Source organism: Nocardia sp. NPDC051911 (genome assembly GCF_040681035.1).
Classification (GTDB): Bacteria; Actinomycetota; Actinomycetes; order Mycobacteriales; family Mycobacteriaceae; genus Nocardia; species Nocardia sichangensis.
In genome coordinates, this window is sequence record NZ_JBFAXY010000012.1 from 47,770 (window position 1) to 65,899 (window position 18,130).

At 70.9% G+C, this 18,130-nt stretch carries 20 protein-coding genes; 9 read left to right on the forward strand and 11 right to left on the reverse strand.

Annotated elements, in window-relative coordinates:
* Nucleotides 1–11: 11 nt before the first annotated feature.
* The gene (locus tag AB0L97_RS16965; RefSeq protein ID WP_364430259.1) at nt 12–719 is read right to left on the reverse strand and encodes a winged helix-turn-helix domain-containing protein; all 708 of its coding nucleotides are present in this window, start codon (nt 717–719) and stop codon (nt 12–14) included.
* Nucleotides 720–783: 64 nt separating this feature from the next.
* Between AB0L97_RS16965 and AB0L97_RS16970 the strand changes: the two genes are divergently transcribed.
* The 4 genes from AB0L97_RS16970 (at nt 784) to AB0L97_RS16985 (ending at nt 3,900) form a co-directional block, all read left to right on the forward strand.
* Entirely contained in the window at nt 784–1,593 is an 810-nt protein-coding gene (locus AB0L97_RS16970) for an isocitrate lyase/phosphoenolpyruvate mutase family protein (RefSeq protein ID WP_364430262.1), read from the forward strand.
* 124 nt (nt 1,594–1,717) lie between these two features.
* Nucleotides 1,718–2,302, forward strand: coding sequence for a dihydrofolate reductase family protein (locus AB0L97_RS16975; protein WP_364430265.1), 585 nt, complete (start codon nt 1,718–1,720; stop codon nt 2,300–2,302).
* A 14-nt stretch (nt 2,303–2,316) separates the two neighbouring features.
* A complete protein-coding gene (locus tag AB0L97_RS16980) occupies nt 2,317–2,655 on the forward strand; it encodes a YciI family protein (RefSeq protein ID WP_364430268.1) in 339 nt (112 codons plus the stop codon).
* Nucleotides 2,656–3,900, forward strand: a complete 1,245-nt coding sequence (locus AB0L97_RS16985; RefSeq protein ID WP_364430271.1) for an RNA polymerase sigma factor — start codon at nt 2,656–2,658, stop codon at nt 3,898–3,900. It begins immediately after the preceding gene.
* A 10-nt stretch (nt 3,901–3,910) separates the two neighbouring features.
* Here the strand turns inward: AB0L97_RS16985 and AB0L97_RS16990 are convergent, their stop codons facing one another.
* Entirely contained in the window at nt 3,911–4,648 is a 738-nt protein-coding gene (locus AB0L97_RS16990) for an SDR family oxidoreductase (protein WP_364430274.1), read from the reverse strand.
* Nucleotides 4,649–4,754: 106 nt separating this feature from the next.
* On the opposite strand from AB0L97_RS16990, the gene AB0L97_RS16995 reads away from it, so the two are divergent.
* Entirely contained in the window at nt 4,755–5,663 is a 909-nt protein-coding gene (locus AB0L97_RS16995) for a LysR family transcriptional regulator (RefSeq protein ID WP_364430277.1), read from the forward strand.
* 15 nt (nt 5,664–5,678) lie between these two features.
* Here the strand turns inward: AB0L97_RS16995 and AB0L97_RS17000 are convergent, their stop codons facing one another.
* Complete coding sequence (locus AB0L97_RS17000; RefSeq protein WP_364430280.1) at nt 5,679–6,170, reverse strand: pyridoxamine 5'-phosphate oxidase family protein; 492 nt, start codon at nt 6,168–6,170, stop codon at nt 5,679–5,681.
* A 63-nt stretch (nt 6,171–6,233) separates the two neighbouring features.
* Between AB0L97_RS17000 and AB0L97_RS17005 the strand changes: the two genes are divergently transcribed.
* Nucleotides 6,234–7,205, forward strand: coding sequence for a WYL domain-containing protein (locus tag AB0L97_RS17005; RefSeq protein WP_364430283.1), 972 nt, complete (start codon nt 6,234–6,236; stop codon nt 7,203–7,205).
* 76 nt (nt 7,206–7,281) lie between these two features.
* On the forward strand, nt 7,282–7,956 hold the full coding sequence (locus AB0L97_RS17010) for a phosphotransferase (RefSeq protein WP_364430286.1): 675 nt from the start codon (nt 7,282–7,284) through the stop codon (nt 7,954–7,956).
* Nucleotides 7,957–8,116: 160 nt separating this feature from the next.
* Here the strand turns inward: AB0L97_RS17010 and AB0L97_RS17015 are convergent, their stop codons facing one another.
* Complete coding sequence (locus AB0L97_RS17015; RefSeq protein ID WP_364430289.1) at nt 8,117–9,304, reverse strand: epoxide hydrolase family protein; 1,188 nt, start codon at nt 9,302–9,304, stop codon at nt 8,117–8,119.
* A gap of 62 nt (nt 9,305–9,366) precedes the next feature.
* On the opposite strand from AB0L97_RS17015, the gene AB0L97_RS17020 reads away from it, so the two are divergent.
* Complete coding sequence (locus AB0L97_RS17020; protein WP_364430292.1) at nt 9,367–10,323, forward strand: YafY family protein; 957 nt, start codon at nt 9,367–9,369, stop codon at nt 10,321–10,323.
* A 4-nt stretch (nt 10,324–10,327) separates the two neighbouring features.
* Here AB0L97_RS17020 and AB0L97_RS17025 read toward each other — a convergent pair whose 3' ends face one another.
* Nucleotides 10,328–11,428, reverse strand: coding sequence for an FAD-dependent monooxygenase (locus tag AB0L97_RS17025; RefSeq protein WP_364430295.1), 1,101 nt, complete (start codon nt 11,426–11,428; stop codon nt 10,328–10,330).
* Between the two features lie 104 nt (nt 11,429–11,532).
* Here AB0L97_RS17025 and AB0L97_RS17030 point away from each other — a divergent pair, with 104 nt between their 5' ends.
* Nucleotides 11,533–12,090 (forward strand): TetR family transcriptional regulator, encoded by a 558-nt coding sequence (locus AB0L97_RS17030; protein WP_364430298.1) that lies wholly within the window; start codon nt 11,533–11,535, stop codon nt 12,088–12,090.
* A gap of 36 nt (nt 12,091–12,126) precedes the next feature.
* Here the strand turns inward: AB0L97_RS17030 and AB0L97_RS17035 are convergent, their stop codons facing one another.
* The 6 genes from AB0L97_RS17035 to AB0L97_RS17060 form a co-directional block, all read right to left on the reverse strand.
* Nucleotides 12,127–13,431, reverse strand: a complete 1,305-nt coding sequence (locus AB0L97_RS17035; RefSeq protein WP_364430301.1) for an alanine racemase — start codon at nt 13,429–13,431, stop codon at nt 12,127–12,129.
* 35 nt (nt 13,432–13,466) lie between these two features.
* A complete protein-coding gene (gene ppc, locus AB0L97_RS17040) occupies nt 13,467–16,238 on the reverse strand; it encodes a phosphoenolpyruvate carboxylase (RefSeq protein WP_364430304.1) in 2,772 nt (923 codons plus the stop codon).
* Between the two features lie 66 nt (nt 16,239–16,304).
* Nucleotides 16,305–16,724, reverse strand: a complete 420-nt coding sequence (locus AB0L97_RS17045; protein WP_364430307.1) for a VOC family protein — start codon at nt 16,722–16,724, stop codon at nt 16,305–16,307.
* Nucleotides 16,725–16,818: 94 nt separating this feature from the next.
* Nucleotides 16,819–17,388 (reverse strand): ATP/GTP-binding protein, encoded by a 570-nt coding sequence (locus tag AB0L97_RS17050; protein ID WP_364430625.1) that lies wholly within the window; start codon nt 17,386–17,388, stop codon nt 16,819–16,821.
* A 16-nt stretch (nt 17,389–17,404) separates the two neighbouring features.
* Nucleotides 17,405–17,749, reverse strand: a complete 345-nt coding sequence (locus AB0L97_RS17055; protein WP_355080657.1) for a DUF742 domain-containing protein — start codon at nt 17,747–17,749, stop codon at nt 17,405–17,407.
* Nucleotides 17,746–18,129 (reverse strand): roadblock/LC7 domain-containing protein, encoded by a 384-nt coding sequence (locus AB0L97_RS17060; protein WP_364430628.1) that lies wholly within the window; start codon nt 18,127–18,129, stop codon nt 17,746–17,748. The genes AB0L97_RS17055 and AB0L97_RS17060 overlap by 4 nt, the downstream gene beginning before the upstream one ends.
* Between the last annotated feature and the right edge of the window lies 1 nt (nt 18,130).

Consider the following 18,130-nt stretch of genomic DNA (forward strand, 5'->3'; position numbering starts at 1 on the left):
TCCGCCGCAGGTCAGCGCAGTAGTTCGGGCGCGATGCCCAGCGTATCCGCCAGCCCGGCCTCGCCCCGCGCCGTCACGCGCACGGCGCGCCCGCTACCGATCCGCTTGATCCACGCCAGCTCGATCATGCGGCGGCAGAGTTGCGCGCCCGCCGCGCCGCCCAGATGAACGCGGCGCTCGGTCCAGTCCAGACACGGCCGGACGATCGGCCGTCGCGTGGCGCGCAGCGCGGCGGGGTCGACGCCCATCGGCCCGGTGAGCCACGCCGAGCCGGGCTCCGTCAGCGCGAACCCGCTGTCGCCGCGCAACAAGCCCTGCGCGGTCATGGCGTCGGTGACCGCCACACCCAACCGGCCCGCGAGATGGTCGTAACAGGTGCGGCCACGGGCCAGCGCGGCGGCGGCGGTCGCGGTGCGCAGTCCGGTCGCCGGGGCGGCGGGCGGGCCGACATGGGCGACCATGGCCTCGAGCAGGTCCGCTACCCGGGGCCCGGCCAGCCGCAGGTAGCGGTGCCTGCCCTGCCGATGCTCGAGCACCAACCCGCCGTCGCGCAGCCGGTCCAGGTGTTGTGTCGCGGTGGACGGCGCGACACCGGTATGGCGCGCGAGTTCGCCCGCGGTCCAGGCCCGTCCGTCCAGCAGCGCGAGGCAGATGTCGGCGCGGGTGCGATCGGCGAGCAGAGCGGCCAGGCCCGCCAGTTCGGCTCCTCGATCGGACATCACCTCATCATGGCGCGTCGTCGTTTCGGCGGGCGCCGAAACGTCCCGTGGCTACGGTCGCGGCATGACTTCGTCTTCTCCGGCGGCGCCCGCGCCGACCAAGTTCGAGATCTTCCGCGCTTTGCACCACCGCGACCTGCCCCTGGTGCTGCCGAACGCCTGGGATTTCGCCTCGGCGGCGTTGCTGGCGACCGAGGGATTCCCGGCGATCGGCACCACCAGCCTGGGCGTGGCCGCCGCGGCGGGGCTCGCCGACGGTGCGGGCGTCACGAAGGCGGAGACCTTCGATGCCGCCCGGCGCCTGGCCCGGCTGCCCATCCCGATCACCGTCGACATCGAGGGCGGGTTCGACGAGCGGCCCGAAGCGGTCGCCGATTTCGCCGGACAACTCGCCGCCTGCGGGATCGCGGGTATCAACCTCGAAGACGGCCGCGCGGGTTCCGCTCTGGCCGACCCACGGCACCAAGCAGCGCTGATCTGCGCGATCAAGGACCGCACGCCACAGCTGTTCGTCAATGCCCGCGTCGACACCTACTGGCTCGGCCTCGACCACGGCTCCACGCATGAGCGTGCGCGGCGCTACGCCGCGGCCGGAGCCGACGGCGTGTTCGTGCCAGGCGTGGCCGACCCGGCCCGCGTCGAGCGGATCGTCGCGGCGACCGAGCTGCCGGTGAACGTCCTCTATTCGGCCACCGGCCCCGGCATCGCGACGCTGGCAGACCTGGGTGTCCGCCGGATCAGCACCGGATCGCTGCTCTACCGCGCCGCGCTGTCGGCCGCGGTGGACGTGGCCCGCGCCGTGCGGCACGACGCTCCAGTCGCGCCGGGCATCGTCAGCTATTCCGACATCCAACGCCTGCTGCCTGACAAGTGAGTCCGCCCGATGCCGCGGTGCCGGAAATTGGGCGGAAAATATTCCGCGCTCGCTGTCGATCCGCCGGTCGTCCGTTCGTGTACGTGGTGAGACCGGCGCAGCGCCGGTCGCGGAAGGAACGGAGATGAGCAAGATCATCGCGGTGGAGCATCTGAGCTTGGACGGCGTCATGCAGGCGCCCGGCCGGGCGGATGAGGACAGCAGGGACGGATTCGCCCACGGCGGCTGGGCACACCGGCACGACGACCCGGTGCAGGCGGAGGTCATGGGCAGGCATATGGCGGCCAACCGCGGCGCGCTGCTGCTCGGCAGGCGCACCTACGAGGATTTCGCGGGATACTGGCCGCGACAGGTCGGCGATCCGATGGCCGAGGCGCTGGACAAGACCGAGAAGATCGTCGCCTCTCGCACCGGAAGCGGGCCGCTGGCCTGGCAGAATTCGATCTGGCTCGGCGGCGACGCGGCGACGGCGGTGCCCGGAATACAGCGGCGGCAGCCGGACCGGAACCTGGTGGTACTCGGCAGCGGTGACCTGTTGCGCTCTCTGATGCGTCACGATCTCGTGGACGAGTACCTATTGCTGACCCACCCGCTGGTGCTCGGCACCGGTCGCCGCCTGTTCGACGGCGTGGGGCCGGTCGGCCTGCGGTCGGTCGACACCGTCGTGACCGGCACCGGTGTCGTCATCACCACCTACCGGCGCGCGTGAAGGAGGACGACGGAATGAAGAACTATCTGCTCGGCATCTACCAGCCCGACGATGGCGTGCCGGACAACCTGGACGAGATCATGCGCGATCTCGCGGCACTGAACGACGAGATGCGGGCGGCGGGAGCCTGGGTGTTCGCGGCGGGCCTGCACGCGCCGAGCACCGCCACCGTGCTGCACGCCAAGGGCGACGACATGCTGATCACCGATGGTCCGTATGTCGAGGGCAAGGAGCACATCGGCGGGTTCACCGTCATCCGCGCCGCCGATCTCGACGAGGCCATGGAGTGGGGCCGCAGGCTCGCCGCCGTCGTCACTCTGCCCATCGAAGTCCGTCCGATCCGAGACGAATAGATGAGCGAGGCCGTGACCGGCTCGGTGATCGAAGCGGTGTTCGCCGAGCACTACGGCCGTGCGGTGGCGAGCCTGATCCGCGTGTTCGGAGACATCGGCGTCGCCGAGGACGCGGTGCAGGACGCGTTCGCCGCCGCCGTCCAGCGCTGGCCCGCCGACGGTGTCCCGCCGAGCCCGCCCGGCTGGATCATCACCACCGCGCGCAACCGGGCGATCGACCGCCTGCGCCGCGATGCCTCCCGGGCGGACCGGCACGCGCAGGCCAGGCTCCTGCATGCCGAGGACGAACCATTGGAGCCCGTGAGCGCCGTGCGCGACGACCGCCTCCGGTTGATCTTCACCTGCTGCCACCCAGCCCTCGCGCAACAGGCGCGGGTGGCACTGACCCTGCGGCTGCTCGGCGGGTTGGGCACCGCCGAGATCGCCCGCGCATTCCTGGTATCGGAAGCGACCATGGCGCAACGCTTGGTGCGGGCCAAAGGCAAGATCCGGGATGCTCGCATTCCCTACCGGGTGCCCGCCGACGCCGAGCTGCCCGCCCGGCTGCGCGCGGTACTCGCCGTCGTGTATCTGATCTTCACCGAGGGGCACACCGCCTCCTCCGGCGCGCGGCTGGTCCGGGCCGACCTCTGCGCCGAGGCGATCCGCCTCGGGCGCTTGCTGGCAGAGCTGATGCCGGACGAGCCCGAGGTGACCGGACTGCTCGCGCTGATGCTGCTGAGCGAGTCCCGCCGGGCCGCCCGCACGGGAGCCGACGGCTCTCTCGTCCCACTCGCGGAGCAGGATCGCAGCCGGTGGGACCGCGACCTCGTCGCCGAAGGACACGCACTCGTCCGGCAGTGCCTGCGCCGCAACCAGCCGGGGCAATACCAGCTGCAGGCGGCGATCAACGCGGTGCATGCCGACGCACCCACCGCCGCGGCCACCGACTGGACCCAGATCCTGCGGCTCTACGACCAGCTCGCCGCACTCGCGCCGAGTCCGATCGTCGCGCTCAATCGCGCGGTGGCGGTCGCCGAAATACACGGTCCGGCAACGGCCTTGACTGAGGTGAACGCCCTGCCCCTGGCGGGGTACCACCTGTTCCATGCCATCCGCGCCGACCTGTTGACCCGGCTCGGCAGCACCGAGGAGGCCACCGCCGCCTACGACGCCGCCATCGCCCGCACCGACAATGCCGCCGAGCGCGGTTTCCTGGCGCGTCGGCGCGCCGACCTCGGTGGAAAACCACGCCGGAGCGATTGACGGCCCGCGCTCACGCCAGGCGGCCGCCGCCATCGACGTGCAGGGTCGTCCCGGTCATGAACGGATTGGTCAGTGCCGACAGCGCCGCGGCGGAGATGTCGGCGGTGCTTCCGACCCGGCGCGCCGGATTGCGAGCCGCCACCTCCTCGAAGAAATGCTCTTTCCGCTCGCCCAGACCGTCCCAGGCGCCCGAGTCGACGATGCCCGGCGACAGCGCGTTCACCCGGACGGGCGCCAGCTCGACCGCCAGCGCCTCGGCGAGAAAACGCACCGCGCCGTTGGTCGCGGCCATCACCGTCCGGCCCGGCGCGGGCCGCCATGCGGCGACCCCGGAGAACAGCAGCAGCGCACCGCCCGGCCTGATCCGGGCGGCGAAGTGCTTGCCGAGCAGGATCGGACCGATCACCTTCGCGTCGAAGGCCCGCACGACCGCCGCGCGGTCCAGCTCGGCCACGGGACCGTTCGCGTGCGCCGCCGCCACCGACACCAGATAGTCCAGTTCACCGATTTCCTCGGCCGCCCGGACGACGGAGTCCTCGTCGCCGAGATCGATGCGCATGGCATGGATCGCCGCGCGACCACATGTCTCGTCCGCCACCTGCCGCCGCGCGGCGGCGACGGCGTTCTCGTCCCGCCCCGCGAGCACCACGTCCGCGCCCTCGGCGGCGCCGTCTCGCGCGATCTGTCGCGCGATGCCCGACGCGCCGCCGACGATGACGAGTTTCTTGCCGTGCATCGTGCCTGTCATGAGTTGCCTCCTCGGTAGGTCCCCCACCGAGAAGGAACAAGCAGGGAGACCATCGGCCATCCCGTCGTGATATCGATTTTTTGTGGCTTTGCCATAAAATTCTCGAATGCCTACGCTGCGCGCGCTGGAGTGCCTGGTGGCCGTGCTGGACTCCGGATCGGTGACCGAAGCCGCCGCCCGGCTGCATCTGTCGCAGCCCGCGCTGTCGCATCAGATCGCCGCGCTGGAACGCGAACTCGGCACGCCGGTGCTGGAGCGGCTGCCACGCGGTGTGCGGGCCACCGCGGCGGGCCGCGCGATCGCCGCGGACGCGCGTGCCGCCGTGTCCGCCGCCGAACGGGTGGTCACGGCAGGCCGCGCCGTCGCAGCGGGCGCGCGAGGACAGCTGCGGATCGCTTGCGCGGACAGCATGTCCGCGAGCCTGCTCGCGCCTGTGCTGCGCGCCTGGCACCGCCGCCGCCCCGAGGTACACCTCGTCCTGGCCGAGTTGTCCAGCGCGGACGCCATGGCCGAGATGGTGTCCGCCGGGACGGCCGACCTCGCCCTCGGGCCGCGGCCGTCCCGCTGGGAGGGCCACCTCGTGGTGATCGGAACCGAGGAGATCGTCGCGGTATCGCCGCAGGCTGCCGGAAAGCCCACGGGAACGGTCACTTTCGCCGATATCGCCACGCAACCCGTAGTGCACTACCACTCTGACAACGGTCTCGGCGCCTGGCTCGACGAAATCGCGGCAGGCCAGGGCGTGGCGCTGACCGCGTCCACCAGGACCCGGCAGGCCACCACCGCCGCCCAGCTGGCCGCCGCCGGACTCGGCACCGCACTCGTGCCGACCAGCGCGCTGACGGCCACGTTCTCCGGCGCCGTCCGCAGCCTGCGTCCGCCCCTGGTGCGCGAGGTCGTCTGCCTCACCGCCACCCCGGGCGATCCTCTCGTCCGCCGATTCCTGGAAGACCTGCGCCGGCGCGGTGTCCCGGTCCCGAGCCCGATCGCCGTCCAGTTGACGGCACGGGAGTGAGGCGGCGGCGCCGGGTCAGTGCTTGCGCACCACGCGTTCGCCTTCGCCCGGTTTCCAGATGGTGATGTCGAGGTGGTCGCCCGCGACCTCCACTGTCGACGCGCCGGTGAGATCGGCGACGTAGAAGTGGTCGAACTGTTGGCCCCTGATGTCGAACCCGGTCTGGTCGAACAGGTGCTGAGCGAAGCGAACGTGCACGTCGCGGTCAGGAAGCTCGACGACCGTGCCGAAGAGTTTGGCGTCGCCGTCGGAAACGTTCGTGTCCACCGTGGCGGTGTGCAGGCAGAAGCGCGGATCGCGCGCCAGATCGCGGAACTTGGTCGTGCCCGGCATCCCCGCGATCACCAGGAGCCCATCGAAGACGCGCGGCTCGATCGGACTGATCCGTGGATATCCGTCCGAACGGATGGTGCCGAGCATGCAGAGATTGCCCGCCGCGCGGTGCCTGCGCAGGAAGATCTCGGCGATGTGCGGCGCTTCTTCGGTGAACCGGCTCCAAGTGGTCATACCGGCGACGGTACGGCGAATACTTGCCATCTCCTGTCCAGGTTTCCGGCTAGTGTCGCCTACGTGCGAGCGAGTCGACTGGTGCAGCTGCTCTTGCTGTTGCAGACGCGGGGCAGGCTCACCGCGCCCGAACTGGCCAGGGAACTGGAGGTGTCGGTGCGCACCGTCTACCGCGACGTCGAGGCCCTCTCGTCGGCCGGTGTCCCGGTCTACAGCGAGCCGGGCCGGGCCGGTGGCGTGCGGCTGGTCGACGGCTACCGCACCCGGCTCACCGGCCTCACCACCGACGAAGCCGACGCGGTGCTGCTGACCGGCCTGCCCGGTGCAGCCGCCGATCTCGGGCTCGGCACCGTGCTGGCCACCGCGCAGTTGAAGGTGCTCGCCGCGCTGCCGCCGGAACTGCGCGGGCGGGCGACGCGCATCGCCGAACGTGTGCTCGTCGACGCGCCGGGCTGGTTCCACCGGCCGGACGAGACGCCGATGCTCGCGACGATCGCCGACGCGCTCTGGCACGACCGCAGGCTGCGGGTGCGCTACCGCCGCAACGACAAAGTGGTCGAGCGCCTGCTCGACCCGCTCGGTCTGGTGCTCAAGGCGGGCACCTGGTATCTGGTGGCGCGCAGCGGGTCCACACCGCGCTCGTACCGGGTCGGCCGGATACTCGCCGCCGAGCCGACCGGCGAAACCTTCTCCCGCCCAGCGCAATTCGATCTGCGCACACATTGGTCCGAGGCCGCCGACGAATTCGCGCGCTCGATGCTGCGCGTGCGGGCGCGCTGCCGGATCGCCGCCACCCACCTGCGCCTGCTGCGGCTGACGAACGATCCGGCGGCGGTCGCGGAGGCACTGGCCTCGGCGGGACCGCCCGATGCCGAAGGGTGGGTCGAGGTGGTGGTTCCGTCGGAGTCCTACGACGTGCTCGCCCACGGCCTGCTGCCGCTCGGCGAGCACGTCGAGGTTCTGGACCCACCGCAGTTGCGCGCGCGACTCGCGGCGACCGCCGCCGCCATGCACGCGCGCTACTCCGGGAAGTAGTTCCTATGTCACCTGATGCCGAAATCCCCTGACCAGAGGACGAATCACCCCCGGCGTGGTCCGCGTCGGCGACACAGTGCGACGACCCGCCACCGCCTCGTCGGCCTTCGTCGCCGAACTGCTCACGCACCTCCAGCAAGTCCGTTTCGCCGGCGCACCGCGTTATCTCGGAATCGACGACACCGGCCGCGATACCTTCACCTACCTGCCCGGATGGGTGCCCGCCAGGTTCCAGCGCTGGACGGACACCCAGGTCGCCGCGGCAGGGGCCCTGCTCCGTTCGCTCCACGACGCGACCCGCGACAGCGGCCTCACGGCAGGCAGGCCGGTCGTCTGCCACCACGACCCCGGCCCCAACAACACCGTCTTCCGGAATGCCCGACCGGTCGCCTTCATCGATTTCGACACCGCCGCCCCCGGCGACCCGCTCGAAGACTTCGGATACCTGGCCTGGACGTGGTGCGTCTCCTCGAAGCCCGACGCACCACCCGCCCCCGCCCAGGCAGCCCAGGTGCGAATCCTCGCCGACGCCTACGGCCTCACCAATGCCGAGCGAGCCAACGTCGTCGACGCGATGCTCGACCGCCAGATCCGCAACGCCCACTGGTGGACAGCACAGCTGGCCGACCCCGGCCATCGCGGCACCAGCCCCGAGCAGGTCGCCTCCCGCATCGCCTGGTCCGAACGGGAACAGGCCTACACCAGCGCCCACCGCGCCGCCTTCGAAGCGGCACTCCGGTACGACGGATGATCCGGGTCTCGAGCGTGCCGCCGCACCGACATTCGACCCGGGAAAGCCCGGCGGGACAAGCGGATCCGCCGAGGTCCATCGACGGATGGACCACTCACCGGCCGTGCGCGGCCGCCGGGTGGTGTCCGGCCCGGTCAGCCCTGTGGACGAGTGGGCCGGATCAGCGCAGCGTGCGGAAGAACTCGCGCACGTCCGCGAGCAGCAGATCCGGCGCCTCCATCGCCGCGAAATGCCCGCCGCGGTCGAACTCGGTCCACCGGACGATGTTGTGCGCGTCTTCGGCGAGTTTGCGGACGGACATGTCGCCGGGGAAGATCGCCGCCGCGGTCGGCACATCGGACTTCCGCGTCGGCGCGCCCCAGACCGCGGATTCGCTGTAGAGCCGCAGCGAGGAGGCGAAGGTTCCGGTGAACCAGTACAGGCTGACGTTGGTCAGCAGCGCGTCCCGGTCCACCGCGTCGTCGGGCAGCTCGATCGCCGGGTTGGTGTACTGCCGGAACAGGTCGGCGATCCAAGCCAGCAGCCCGGCGGGTGAGTCCTGGAGGCCGATCGCGAGCGTCTGCGGACGGTTCGCCTGCACGGTCGCGTAGTCGTAGCGGGCATAGCTGTCCGGACCGGTCATCGTGTCCAGCTTCGCCTGATCCGCCGCGGACCATTCCGCCTGAGCCACGTATTCGTCCGGGCCGCCGGAGTTTTCGGCGTCGCCGTCCCAGGATGGAATCGTGATCGGGCCGTTCACGTGCAGGCCTACCAAATGCTCGGGGTCGATATGGCCCAGTTGGGCGGCGACGAAGTACCCCGCGTCGCCGCCCTGCACGCCGTAGCGGTGGTAGCCCAGACGCGCCATAAGTGCCGCGACCACCTCCGCGAACCGCTCGGTCGAGCCCGCACCCGGGTCCGGGGCCACCGTGGAGAACGCGAAACCCGGCAGCGAGGGCACAACCACGTGGAACGCGTCGGCCGGGTCGCCGCCGTGTGCGCGCGGATCGCTCAGCGGTCCGAGCAACTCCAGGAACTCGACGAACGACGCGGGCCAGCCGTGCCCGAGCACCAGCGGCATGGCATCCGGCTCCGGCGAGCGCAGGTGCAGAAAGTGCACCTGCTGCCCCTCGATGTCGGTGACGAACTGCGGCAGCTCGTTCAGCTCCGCTTCCACTGCGCGCCAATCGAATTCGGTACGCCAGTACTCGGCCAGCGGTCGCAGGTAGGACACTCGCATGCCCTTGTCCCATCCGGCGCCGGGCAGGTCGCTCGGCCACGACGTGCCTGCGAGGCGCCGGCGCAGATCGTCGATCTGCTCCTGCGGGATGGCGATGCGGAAGGGGCGAATGTCCGGTTCGGTAGTCATATCGGCCACGGTAGGAAGCGCTTAGGACGGGATCGTTCCTAACTTCCGGGCATGCTGGCGTCATGCTGGAAACGTCGGCCCGCCTGCTCGCCCTGCTGACTCTGCTGCAGACCCGTCCGGACCGGACGGGCGCCGAACTGGCCGAACGGCTCGGCGTCACCGGCCGCACCGTTCGCCGCGACGTCGACCGGCTGCGCGAGCTGGGCTACCCGATCCATGCCACCCGCGGCGCAGCGGGCTACCGGCTGGGCGCGGGGACAGCGCTGCCGCCGCTGCTGCTCGACGACGACGAAGCGGTCGCGGTGGCGGTCGGGCTGCGCGGCGGTACCGTGACCGGGCTCGAAGAGGCATCGCTGCGCGCGCTGACCAAACTGGAGCAGGTGCTCCCGCCGCGCTTGCGGCACCGGATCCGCACCCTGCGCGGCGCCACCTTGCGCGTCGGCGCACCGGCGCCGCAGGTCGATCCGGACACGCTCATGGCCATCGCCGAAACGTGCCAGCGCCACGAACGGCTCCGGTTCGACTACCGCGCGCACAACGGCGCGCTCGGCCCGCGCACCGTCGAGCCGCACACCCTCGTGCACTTCAGCAGGCATTGGTACCTGGTCGCCTGGGATGTCGACCGCACCGACTGGCGCACCTTCCGGGTGGACCGGATGACCCCGCGGATTCCGACCGGGCCGCGCTTCACGCCCCGGGAGCCGCCGGAAGGCGATGTCGTGGCATATCTTTCGATGCGGCTGTCGGCCCACTCGTGGCCGTATCAGGCGACGGTGCTGCTGCACCGATCGGCCGACGACGCCGCCGGACGCGTCTGGCCCGGTGCGGGCGTCGTGGAAGCCGTCGACGAGCACAGCTGCCGCCTGCATGTCGGCAGCGAGACGCCCGAACAGCTGGTCTGGATGATCACCTCGGTCGATCTCGACTTCACCGTGCTCACCGGCCCACCGGAACTCCTCGACGCGCTCCGCGCCCAGGCCGCCCGCTGCGAGCGCGCGGTACGCGACTTCGCGCCGTAGCGAGCTAGCAGCGCCAATCCAGGACCGGCGCGAACGGCCTGAGTTGCACCGAGCCGGGGATCGCCCGCAGCAAGGCGTCCCGCAGCGCGACGCCGGGCGGGAACGACAGTTGCGCCACCGCGCCGATCCGGCGCGAGCGAGCCGCGATCATCCGGGTACGCGGCCCGCGTTCCCGGTCGTAGGCGGTCAGGTCACCGTCGCGGGTCACGACCCTGGCCAGCACCACGGCGTCCTCCAGCGCCTGGCAGGCGCCTTGCCCGAGGTTGGGCATCATCGCGTGCGCGGCGTCGCCGACGAGCGCGATCCGTCCTGCCACAAAGGTTCTCAACGCGGGCAGGTCGTAGAGATCGTGCCGCAGCACCTCGGCGTCCCCGGCCGCGGCGAGCAGGGCGGGAATCGGCTCGTGCCAGCCGCCGAACCGCGCGCGCAACTCGGCGAGCCCGCCGCTCGCCGTGCCCGCGGGCATGTTCGCGGTGGCGAAGCAGTAGACCCGGCCGTCCGCGAGCGGCGCGTAACCGAAACGCTCACCGCGCCCCCAGCTTTCGCCCATATCGGTGACCGGCTGGTGCGGCGTGACGACCAGACGCCATGCGGTGTATCCGCCGTAGCGGGGCCGAATCTCGCCGCAGACGGCGCGGCGCACCACACTGCGGATGCCGTCGGCGCCGACTACGAAGTCTCCGCTGGACGTCCCGGCCGAGTGCACCACCGTGCCGTCCACCCTCGCCTCGGCCACGGTGACACCGGTGCGCAGCGCCTCCGCCGGGATGGCCGACCGCAGAATGTCCACCAGATCGGCGCGGTGCAGCATGATCGGGCTGCCGTACGCCGCCCGGAGCTTCTCGGCGTCGATCCTGGTCAGCCACCGCCCGGTGCGGTCGCGAATACCCGCAGCGCCCTCCTCGACGGCCCGTGCCCGCACCGCGTCGCCCAGGCCGAGTACATCGAGAGCACGCAGGGCGTTGGGCCACAAGGACAACCCCGCCCCGACCTCGGTGATTTCGGCACTCCGCTCGAGCACTTCGACGCGCAGGCCCTGCCGGAGGAAGGCGACCGCGGTCGCCAGACCACCGATGCCACCGCCCACGATGACCACCTCGGGCATCGTTTCCCCTTTCTCCGGACCACTCGGTTCCCCGAACGCTACTACGTATGTAGTGTCGCCGCGCCGGACTGTAACCGGTATCACTACCGCTGTAGTATCGAGGAATGTCCGGTAAGCGCGAACTCGTCTTGGACGCGGCGATCGAGCTGCTCGGGTCCCGCGGGATCCGAGCCCTCACCCACCGCGCGGTGGACGAGGTCGCGGGCATGCCCGCCGGATCGGCGTCCAACTACTTCCGCACCCGTGCGGCGCTGCTGACCGGCATCGCCGAGCGACTCGAAGCTCGCGACTACGCGGATTGGGAGGCGCTCAACCGGCGACCCGCCCCCGCCACCATCGAGGACCTCGTCGACGGCACGGCCGCCTTCGTCGTCCACGCGGCGCGAACCGACCCCACACGGACATTGGCACGCTACGCGCTGTTCCAAGAAGCGCGGACCTCGCCCGCGCTGCGTGAGACCGTGCGGAGCGGCCACCGCAGGCTGACCGAATGGGCCGCGAGCCTGCTGGCGAACGTCGGCGGGGACCGGGCGACGACGCAGATCCTGGTCGGCCAGCTCGAGGGCATCATCCTGCACCAATTGGTCGATCCGACACCGGATTTCGATCCGCGTCCGGTGCTGGACCGGTTGGTGCGCGCGCTGATCGCTTCGAACGACTAGCGCCGGGCGTCGCGGCCGAGAGCCCGGCGCCACCCGTCAGAAGAACGTGTGCAGGAGATCCACCACTCGCGGCGAGGGCGCATCGGCGTCATCGATCACCGGGATCAGCCGCCATTTGTCGAAAGCCGTGCACGGGTGTGACAGACCGAGCCGAACGACCGCCCCGATGGGCAACTCGGTGGCGGCGCCGCCCGGTAACCGGAGGAAGGCGTGCTGGTCGTTGAGCGCGGAGACCGTCGCGTCCGAGTCGAGCGCACCGCCCCGCGGTCCCGCGACGCGCTGCGGAACCGGCATCCCCTCGTCGAAAGGCAGATCACGTTTGCCCGCGTCGAGCAACGCGAGGCCGGGCTCCGGGCGCGAGAGTGCGCGTGCCCAGCCGTGCATCGCCGAGCGCAGCGGCCGCGCGCACTCGGGAGCCGCCAGTGGCGACATGCTCGCGTAGAAGCCGTCATCGTGGATGACATACGCGCCCGAGCGCAGCACGACCGTCGTCGCGACACCTTGCCTGCCCTGCTCGTCGGACAGCGGGGCGAGGTACTCGAGCGCCAGCTCGGGATAGGCGCTCCCACCGGCGGTGACGACGGCCGGACCGCGATATCGCCCCGCCGCGTCGAGTTCCCGGTGCAGCCGGGCGAGTTCCCCGAGGTAGTCGCGCACCGCGCGGATGCCGGTCGCGGTGCGGTCGTGTGCGAGCGCGCCCTCGTAACCGCCCACCCCGGCGAGCGTCAGCCGGGACGCGCCGGCGATCGCCCGAGCTACGGCGTGCGCCTGTTCCACCGTGCGTGCGCCGGTTCTGCCGTGCGGGCCGCCGAGTTCCACCAGCACCCGGATCCGCGCCGACTCGGGGGCGGTGCGCAGATGCGCGTCCATCAAGGCAACCGTTTCGGGGCTGTCGGCCCAGCAGTAGAACTCGAAAGACGGATCGCGCGCCGATTCCGCCGCGACCCACCGCAATCCGACCGGGTCAACCAGCGCGTTGGCCAGCAGCACCCGCGCGACGCCGAAGGACCGCGCCACCTGCGTCTGCCAGATGGTGGCGAGGGTGATGCCCCATGAGCCCGCGGCCAGCTGATCGGCCCACACCTGCGGCGCCATCGTCGTCTTGCCGTGCGGCGCCAGCCGAACGCCTGCCGCCCGCACCCACTCGGCCATGACCGCGATGTTCTCCGCGAGGGCCGCGCGATCGACCGTGAGCACCGGCGTCTCCAGCTGATCGAGCGCCGGTGCGGCAGCGCGGAGTTCGCGCACGGTCCGCCCCCAGAACGCGGGTGGCATGCCCTTGTGCTCGGGACCGATCCGGCGGTCCGCCAGCGCCGCCACGGCTGCTTCGTCGATCGACACGACGTCCTTCCTACCGGACGCGGGCCCTTCGGCGGCTAACCCGAGTTGCGCAGGGCGGTGGCCAGGCCGTTCATCGTCAGCAGGATGCCGCGTTTCACCAGTTCGGAGTCGTCCCCGGCCCGGAGGCGGCGCAGCAGCTGCACCTGCATCTGGTTCAGTGGTTCCAGGTAGGGGAAGCGGTTGTGGATCGACTCGGCCAGCGACGGGTTGTCGGCCAGCAGGTGATCGTTGCCGGTGATCGCGGCGTGCATGCGGACGGTCCGGGCGTGTTCGTCGCGGATCATGCCGAAGATCTGCTCCCGCAACGCCACGTCGTCCACGAGTTCCGCGTAGCGGGCGGCGATGTCCAGATCGCTCTTGGCCATCACCTGCGCCAGATTGGACAGCACCGTGCGGAAGAACGGCCAGCGGCGATACAGATCCGCCAAGGTCGCCAGACGTTCCGGGTCGCCGCCGATCCATTCCTCCAGCGCGGCACCGGTGCCGTACCACCCCGGCAGCATCACCCGCGCCTGACTCCACGACATCACCCACGGGATGGCGCGCAGGTCCGCGACCGAATTCGTCGGCTTGCGCGAGGCAGGCCTGCTGCCGATGTTCAGATCGCCCACCTCGGCGACCGGCGTGGACTGCCGGAAGTACTCGACGAATCCGGGTGTCTCGTGCACGAGCCGCGCGTACGCGGCTCGGGCGCGGGCCGCCAGGTCGTCCATGATGCCGTAGGACGGCTCGGCGTCGGCGCCGAGACCCTCCACGTCCAGCAGCGTCGACTCCAGGGTGCCCGCGATCAGCGACTCCAGATTGCGATGCGCCGCACCGGGTTCGGCGTATTTCGCGGCGATCACCTCGCCCTGCTCGGTGAGCCGCAGCGAGCCGCGCACCGCTCCGGCCGGCTGGGCGAGGATCGCGTCGTAGCTGCGGCCGCCGCCGCGACCGACCGTGCCGCCGCGGCCGTGGAACAGCCGCAACCGGATGCCGGTCTTGCGGGCGACCTCGACCAGATCCAGCTCCGCCCGGTACAGCGCCCAGTTGGCGGCCAGATACCCGCCGTCCTTGTTGGAGTCGGAGTAGCCGAGCATCACTTCTTGACGCATGCCCTGCGCGGCCACCAGCTCGCGATAGACCGGCACCTCCAGCGCCGCCGACAGCGTGGCCGCGCCAGCGCCGAGGTCCTCGATGGTCTCGAACAGCGGGACGATGCCCACCGGGCAACTCGGCGGCCCGTCCGGCTCCCCTGGGTCGAGCAGACCGCCCTCCTTCAGCAGCAGGGCGGCTTCGAGCAGATCACTGACCGACGTGCACATGCTGATGATGTAGTTCGGCACCGCCGCCGCGCCGAGCGTGTCCACCACGTCCCGGGCGGCGCGGACGATGCCGAGTTCCTTGACGGCCAGTTCGCTCAGCCGGGCGTGCGGACCGAGCAGCGGGCGGCGAGTGCGCAGCTCGGCGGCGAGCAGTTCCACTCGGCGCGACTCCGGCAGGCTCGCGTAGTCGGAGTGCACCCCGGCCCAGGCCAGCAGTTCGGCGACGACCTGCTCGTGCACCTCCGAGTTCTGGCGCATGTCCAGGCTCTGCAAATGGAAGCCGAAAGTCTCCAGGGCGTGGCGCAACGTGGCGAGGCGATCGTCGGCGAGCAGGCCGTCGCCACTGCGCCGCAGCGAGGCGTCGATCGCGTCCAAGTCGTCCAGGACGGCCTGCGGAGTCGGGTAGGGCCGCGCCCCGGCATCGAGGCCGTTCGGTGGCACCTGCTCGAGCGCCGCCAGCGCGGTGGCGGTCAGCCGGGCCCGGACGTGGTGCAGCGCACGGCGATACGGCTCGTCGGCGTGCGTCGCCGGATCGGGGTACCCGGTCTCGGCGAGCGCGGCGACCTCGGGCGTCACGGCGACCAACCGGGCCGACAACGACAGCGTCTTCTCCAGTTCCACCAGATCGCGCAGGTAGCGCTCGAACGCGACGCCCGCGGCGCGGGAGGCGGCCTGCCGCACCACCTCGGCGGTGACGTACGGGTTGCCGTCGCGGTCGCCGCCGATCCACGAACCGGGACGCAGCATCGGGCGCGGCAGCAACTCGACGCCGGGCCAGCGCGAGCGCAGCGCGGCGCGCACCTCCGCGTTGATCGCCGGGATCACGTCGAACAGGGTCAGGTCGTAGTAGCGCAGACCCACCGAGATCTCGTCCTGGATGCGCAAGCGCGCCAAGCGGATCAGCGCGGTGCGCCACAGGCTCAGCACCTGGCGGCGGATCCGCCGCTCGAGGTCGGCGCGCTCGCGCTCGTTCTCGGCGTAGCGCTGGCGCAGGCGCATCAGCTCGGTGATCCGGGCCTGCGCGTCGAAGACGGTGCGGCGGCGCGTCTCGGTCGGGTGCGCGGTGATCACCGGCGACACCAGCGCGTCGGCCAGCAGATCCGCGACCCGGGTTCCGTCCAGCGCCGCCGCGTCCAGCTTGCGGTAGGTGGCCGCCAGTGACGAGTCCTGCGGCGGTTCGCCCGCCGTCTCGTGCGCGGCGCGGCGGCGGTCGCGCTGGATGTCCTCGGCCAGATTGGCCAGCAGCACGAAGTAGCTGAACGCGCGGATCAGCGGAAGGGCCACCGCGATGTCCACTCCGTCGAGCATCTCCGCGACGGCGCTGCGCCCGACCTCCTCGCGGCGCACCCGGAACGCTTCGATGCGCACGCGCTCGATGAGGTCGAAGACCTCCGGCCCCTCGTGGTCGCGAATGGTGTCGCCGAGCACGCCACCGAGGAACCGGATGTCGTCGCGCAGCGGCCGGATGGCGTCCTGTTGGGTCTCGCTCGTCGTTTCACCCATGATCAGACAGTATTGTCCTCCGGCCCGCCGGGAAATGCGACGCGGCCCACACCGGCCGCGCCCGGCTCAGCCGAGGAGTTCGGAGAAGCGCAGGTGGTTGCCCCACGGGTCACGGAACCCGCAGTCGCGGACGCCGTACGGCTGCGAGATCGGCTCCTGCGTCACCTCCACCCCGGCGTCGCGCAGCCGGGCGAACGTGGCGTCCACGGCATCGGTGGTGAAGATCAACGTGCCCTGCGCCCCGTTGGCCAGCCGGGCCCGCGCCGCCGCGGCGGCCGCCTCGTCCGGCACCATCTCGGGGGTCTCCAGAATGAACTCGATGCCCGGCTGCTTCGCCGGCCCGACGGTCAGCCAGCGCCCACCGGCGAACGGCAGGTCCGCACGCACTTCCAGACCGATCACGTCGCGATAGAACTCCAAGGCCTTGTCCTGGTCACCGACCAGCACGCCGATGTGGGTGAGGCCGAGGTCCGCGCCGTTGCTCATGATGATGCTCCTTCTGTTCGTCAGGGCCGGGCAACAGTACGGACGACGCACGCGCGGCGAATTCATCGGTCGCGGCGCAATCTCGCGGCGATTCTCAGCCCGCGTCCCTTGCGGTCAGGTGATCCGTCCGGTGCAACAGGACCTGTTCGAGTAGCGAGACCAGCACCTCCTTGACCGAATCGCGCTGCCTGGCATCGCATTCCAGCACCGGGATCCAATCCTCCAGTTCGAGCGCCTCGCGGACCTCGTCGAGGTCGAAACGCGTGCTGCCGTCGAAGCGATTGACCGCGATGACGAACGGCGTGCCGCGTGCCTCGAAATAGTCCAGTACCGGATAACAGTCGTCGACGCGGCCGGTATCCACCACGATCACCGCGCCGAGCGCACCGTCGACCAGGTCGTCCCACAGGAAGACGAAACGGTCCTGGCCCGGCGTGCCGAACAGGTACAGCAGCAGTGCGCTGTCCAGGGTGATGCGCCCGAAGTCGAGGGCGACGGTGGTCTGCGTCTTGTCGTCGCGGTGCCCCGCGTCGTCCACGCCGACGGCCATCTCGGTCATCGCCGCCTCGGTCACCAGCGGCTCGATTTCGGAGATGGCTCCGATGAATGTCGTCTTCCCGACGCCGAAACCGCCGCTGACCACGATTTTCACCGAGGACGGCATGGTAGGCGTTCGCATGTCAGAGTGCCCGGACAAGGTCCCTGATCCTCTCGATGGCGGCGGCGGTGAGCTGGTCGGCCGAGCGCACGGTCACGTGTCCGGTGGCGGCCAGGTCGCTGACCACGACCTTGGCGACCCCGACCGGCACGCCGAGCGCGGCGCCGATCTCGGCGATGGAGTGCGGCCGCTGGCACAGCCGCACGAGGGTGCGCTGCTCGAAACGCAGCGGCGCGGACAGCGCTGCGGGCTCGGCCCGCACCAACGTCTCGATGCGCAGTCCGTCCAGCAGCGGCCTGGTGCGTCCCGCGGTGACCACGAAGGGCCGCACGAATCGGTCCTCGCCGGAGGCGAATTCGTGTCTCATCGCCGCAGCGACTCACGCAGTTCGGCGATGAGCGCGGGATCGAGCAGCGCACCAGCGCGGTCGGCGAGCACCGCCATCTCGTAGCCGACCAGACCGACGTCGCAACCGCTGTCGGCGATCACGCCGAGACAGCTGCCGTCGCCTATGGCGGAGACGAGCAGGAACCCGCGCCTCATCTCGATCATGATCAGTTTCAGGCCGTCGAAGGAGTAGCTGCGCGAGGCGCTGCGGGCCAGCCCGACCAGCCCGGACACCATGGCGGCGAGCCGGTCGGCGGAGGCGCGGTCCAATCCTTCGGACATGGCGATGAGCAGGCCGTCCGAGGACACCGCGACCGCCTCGCGCACACCGTCGGTCTCGCGAACGAAGTTGGCCAGCATC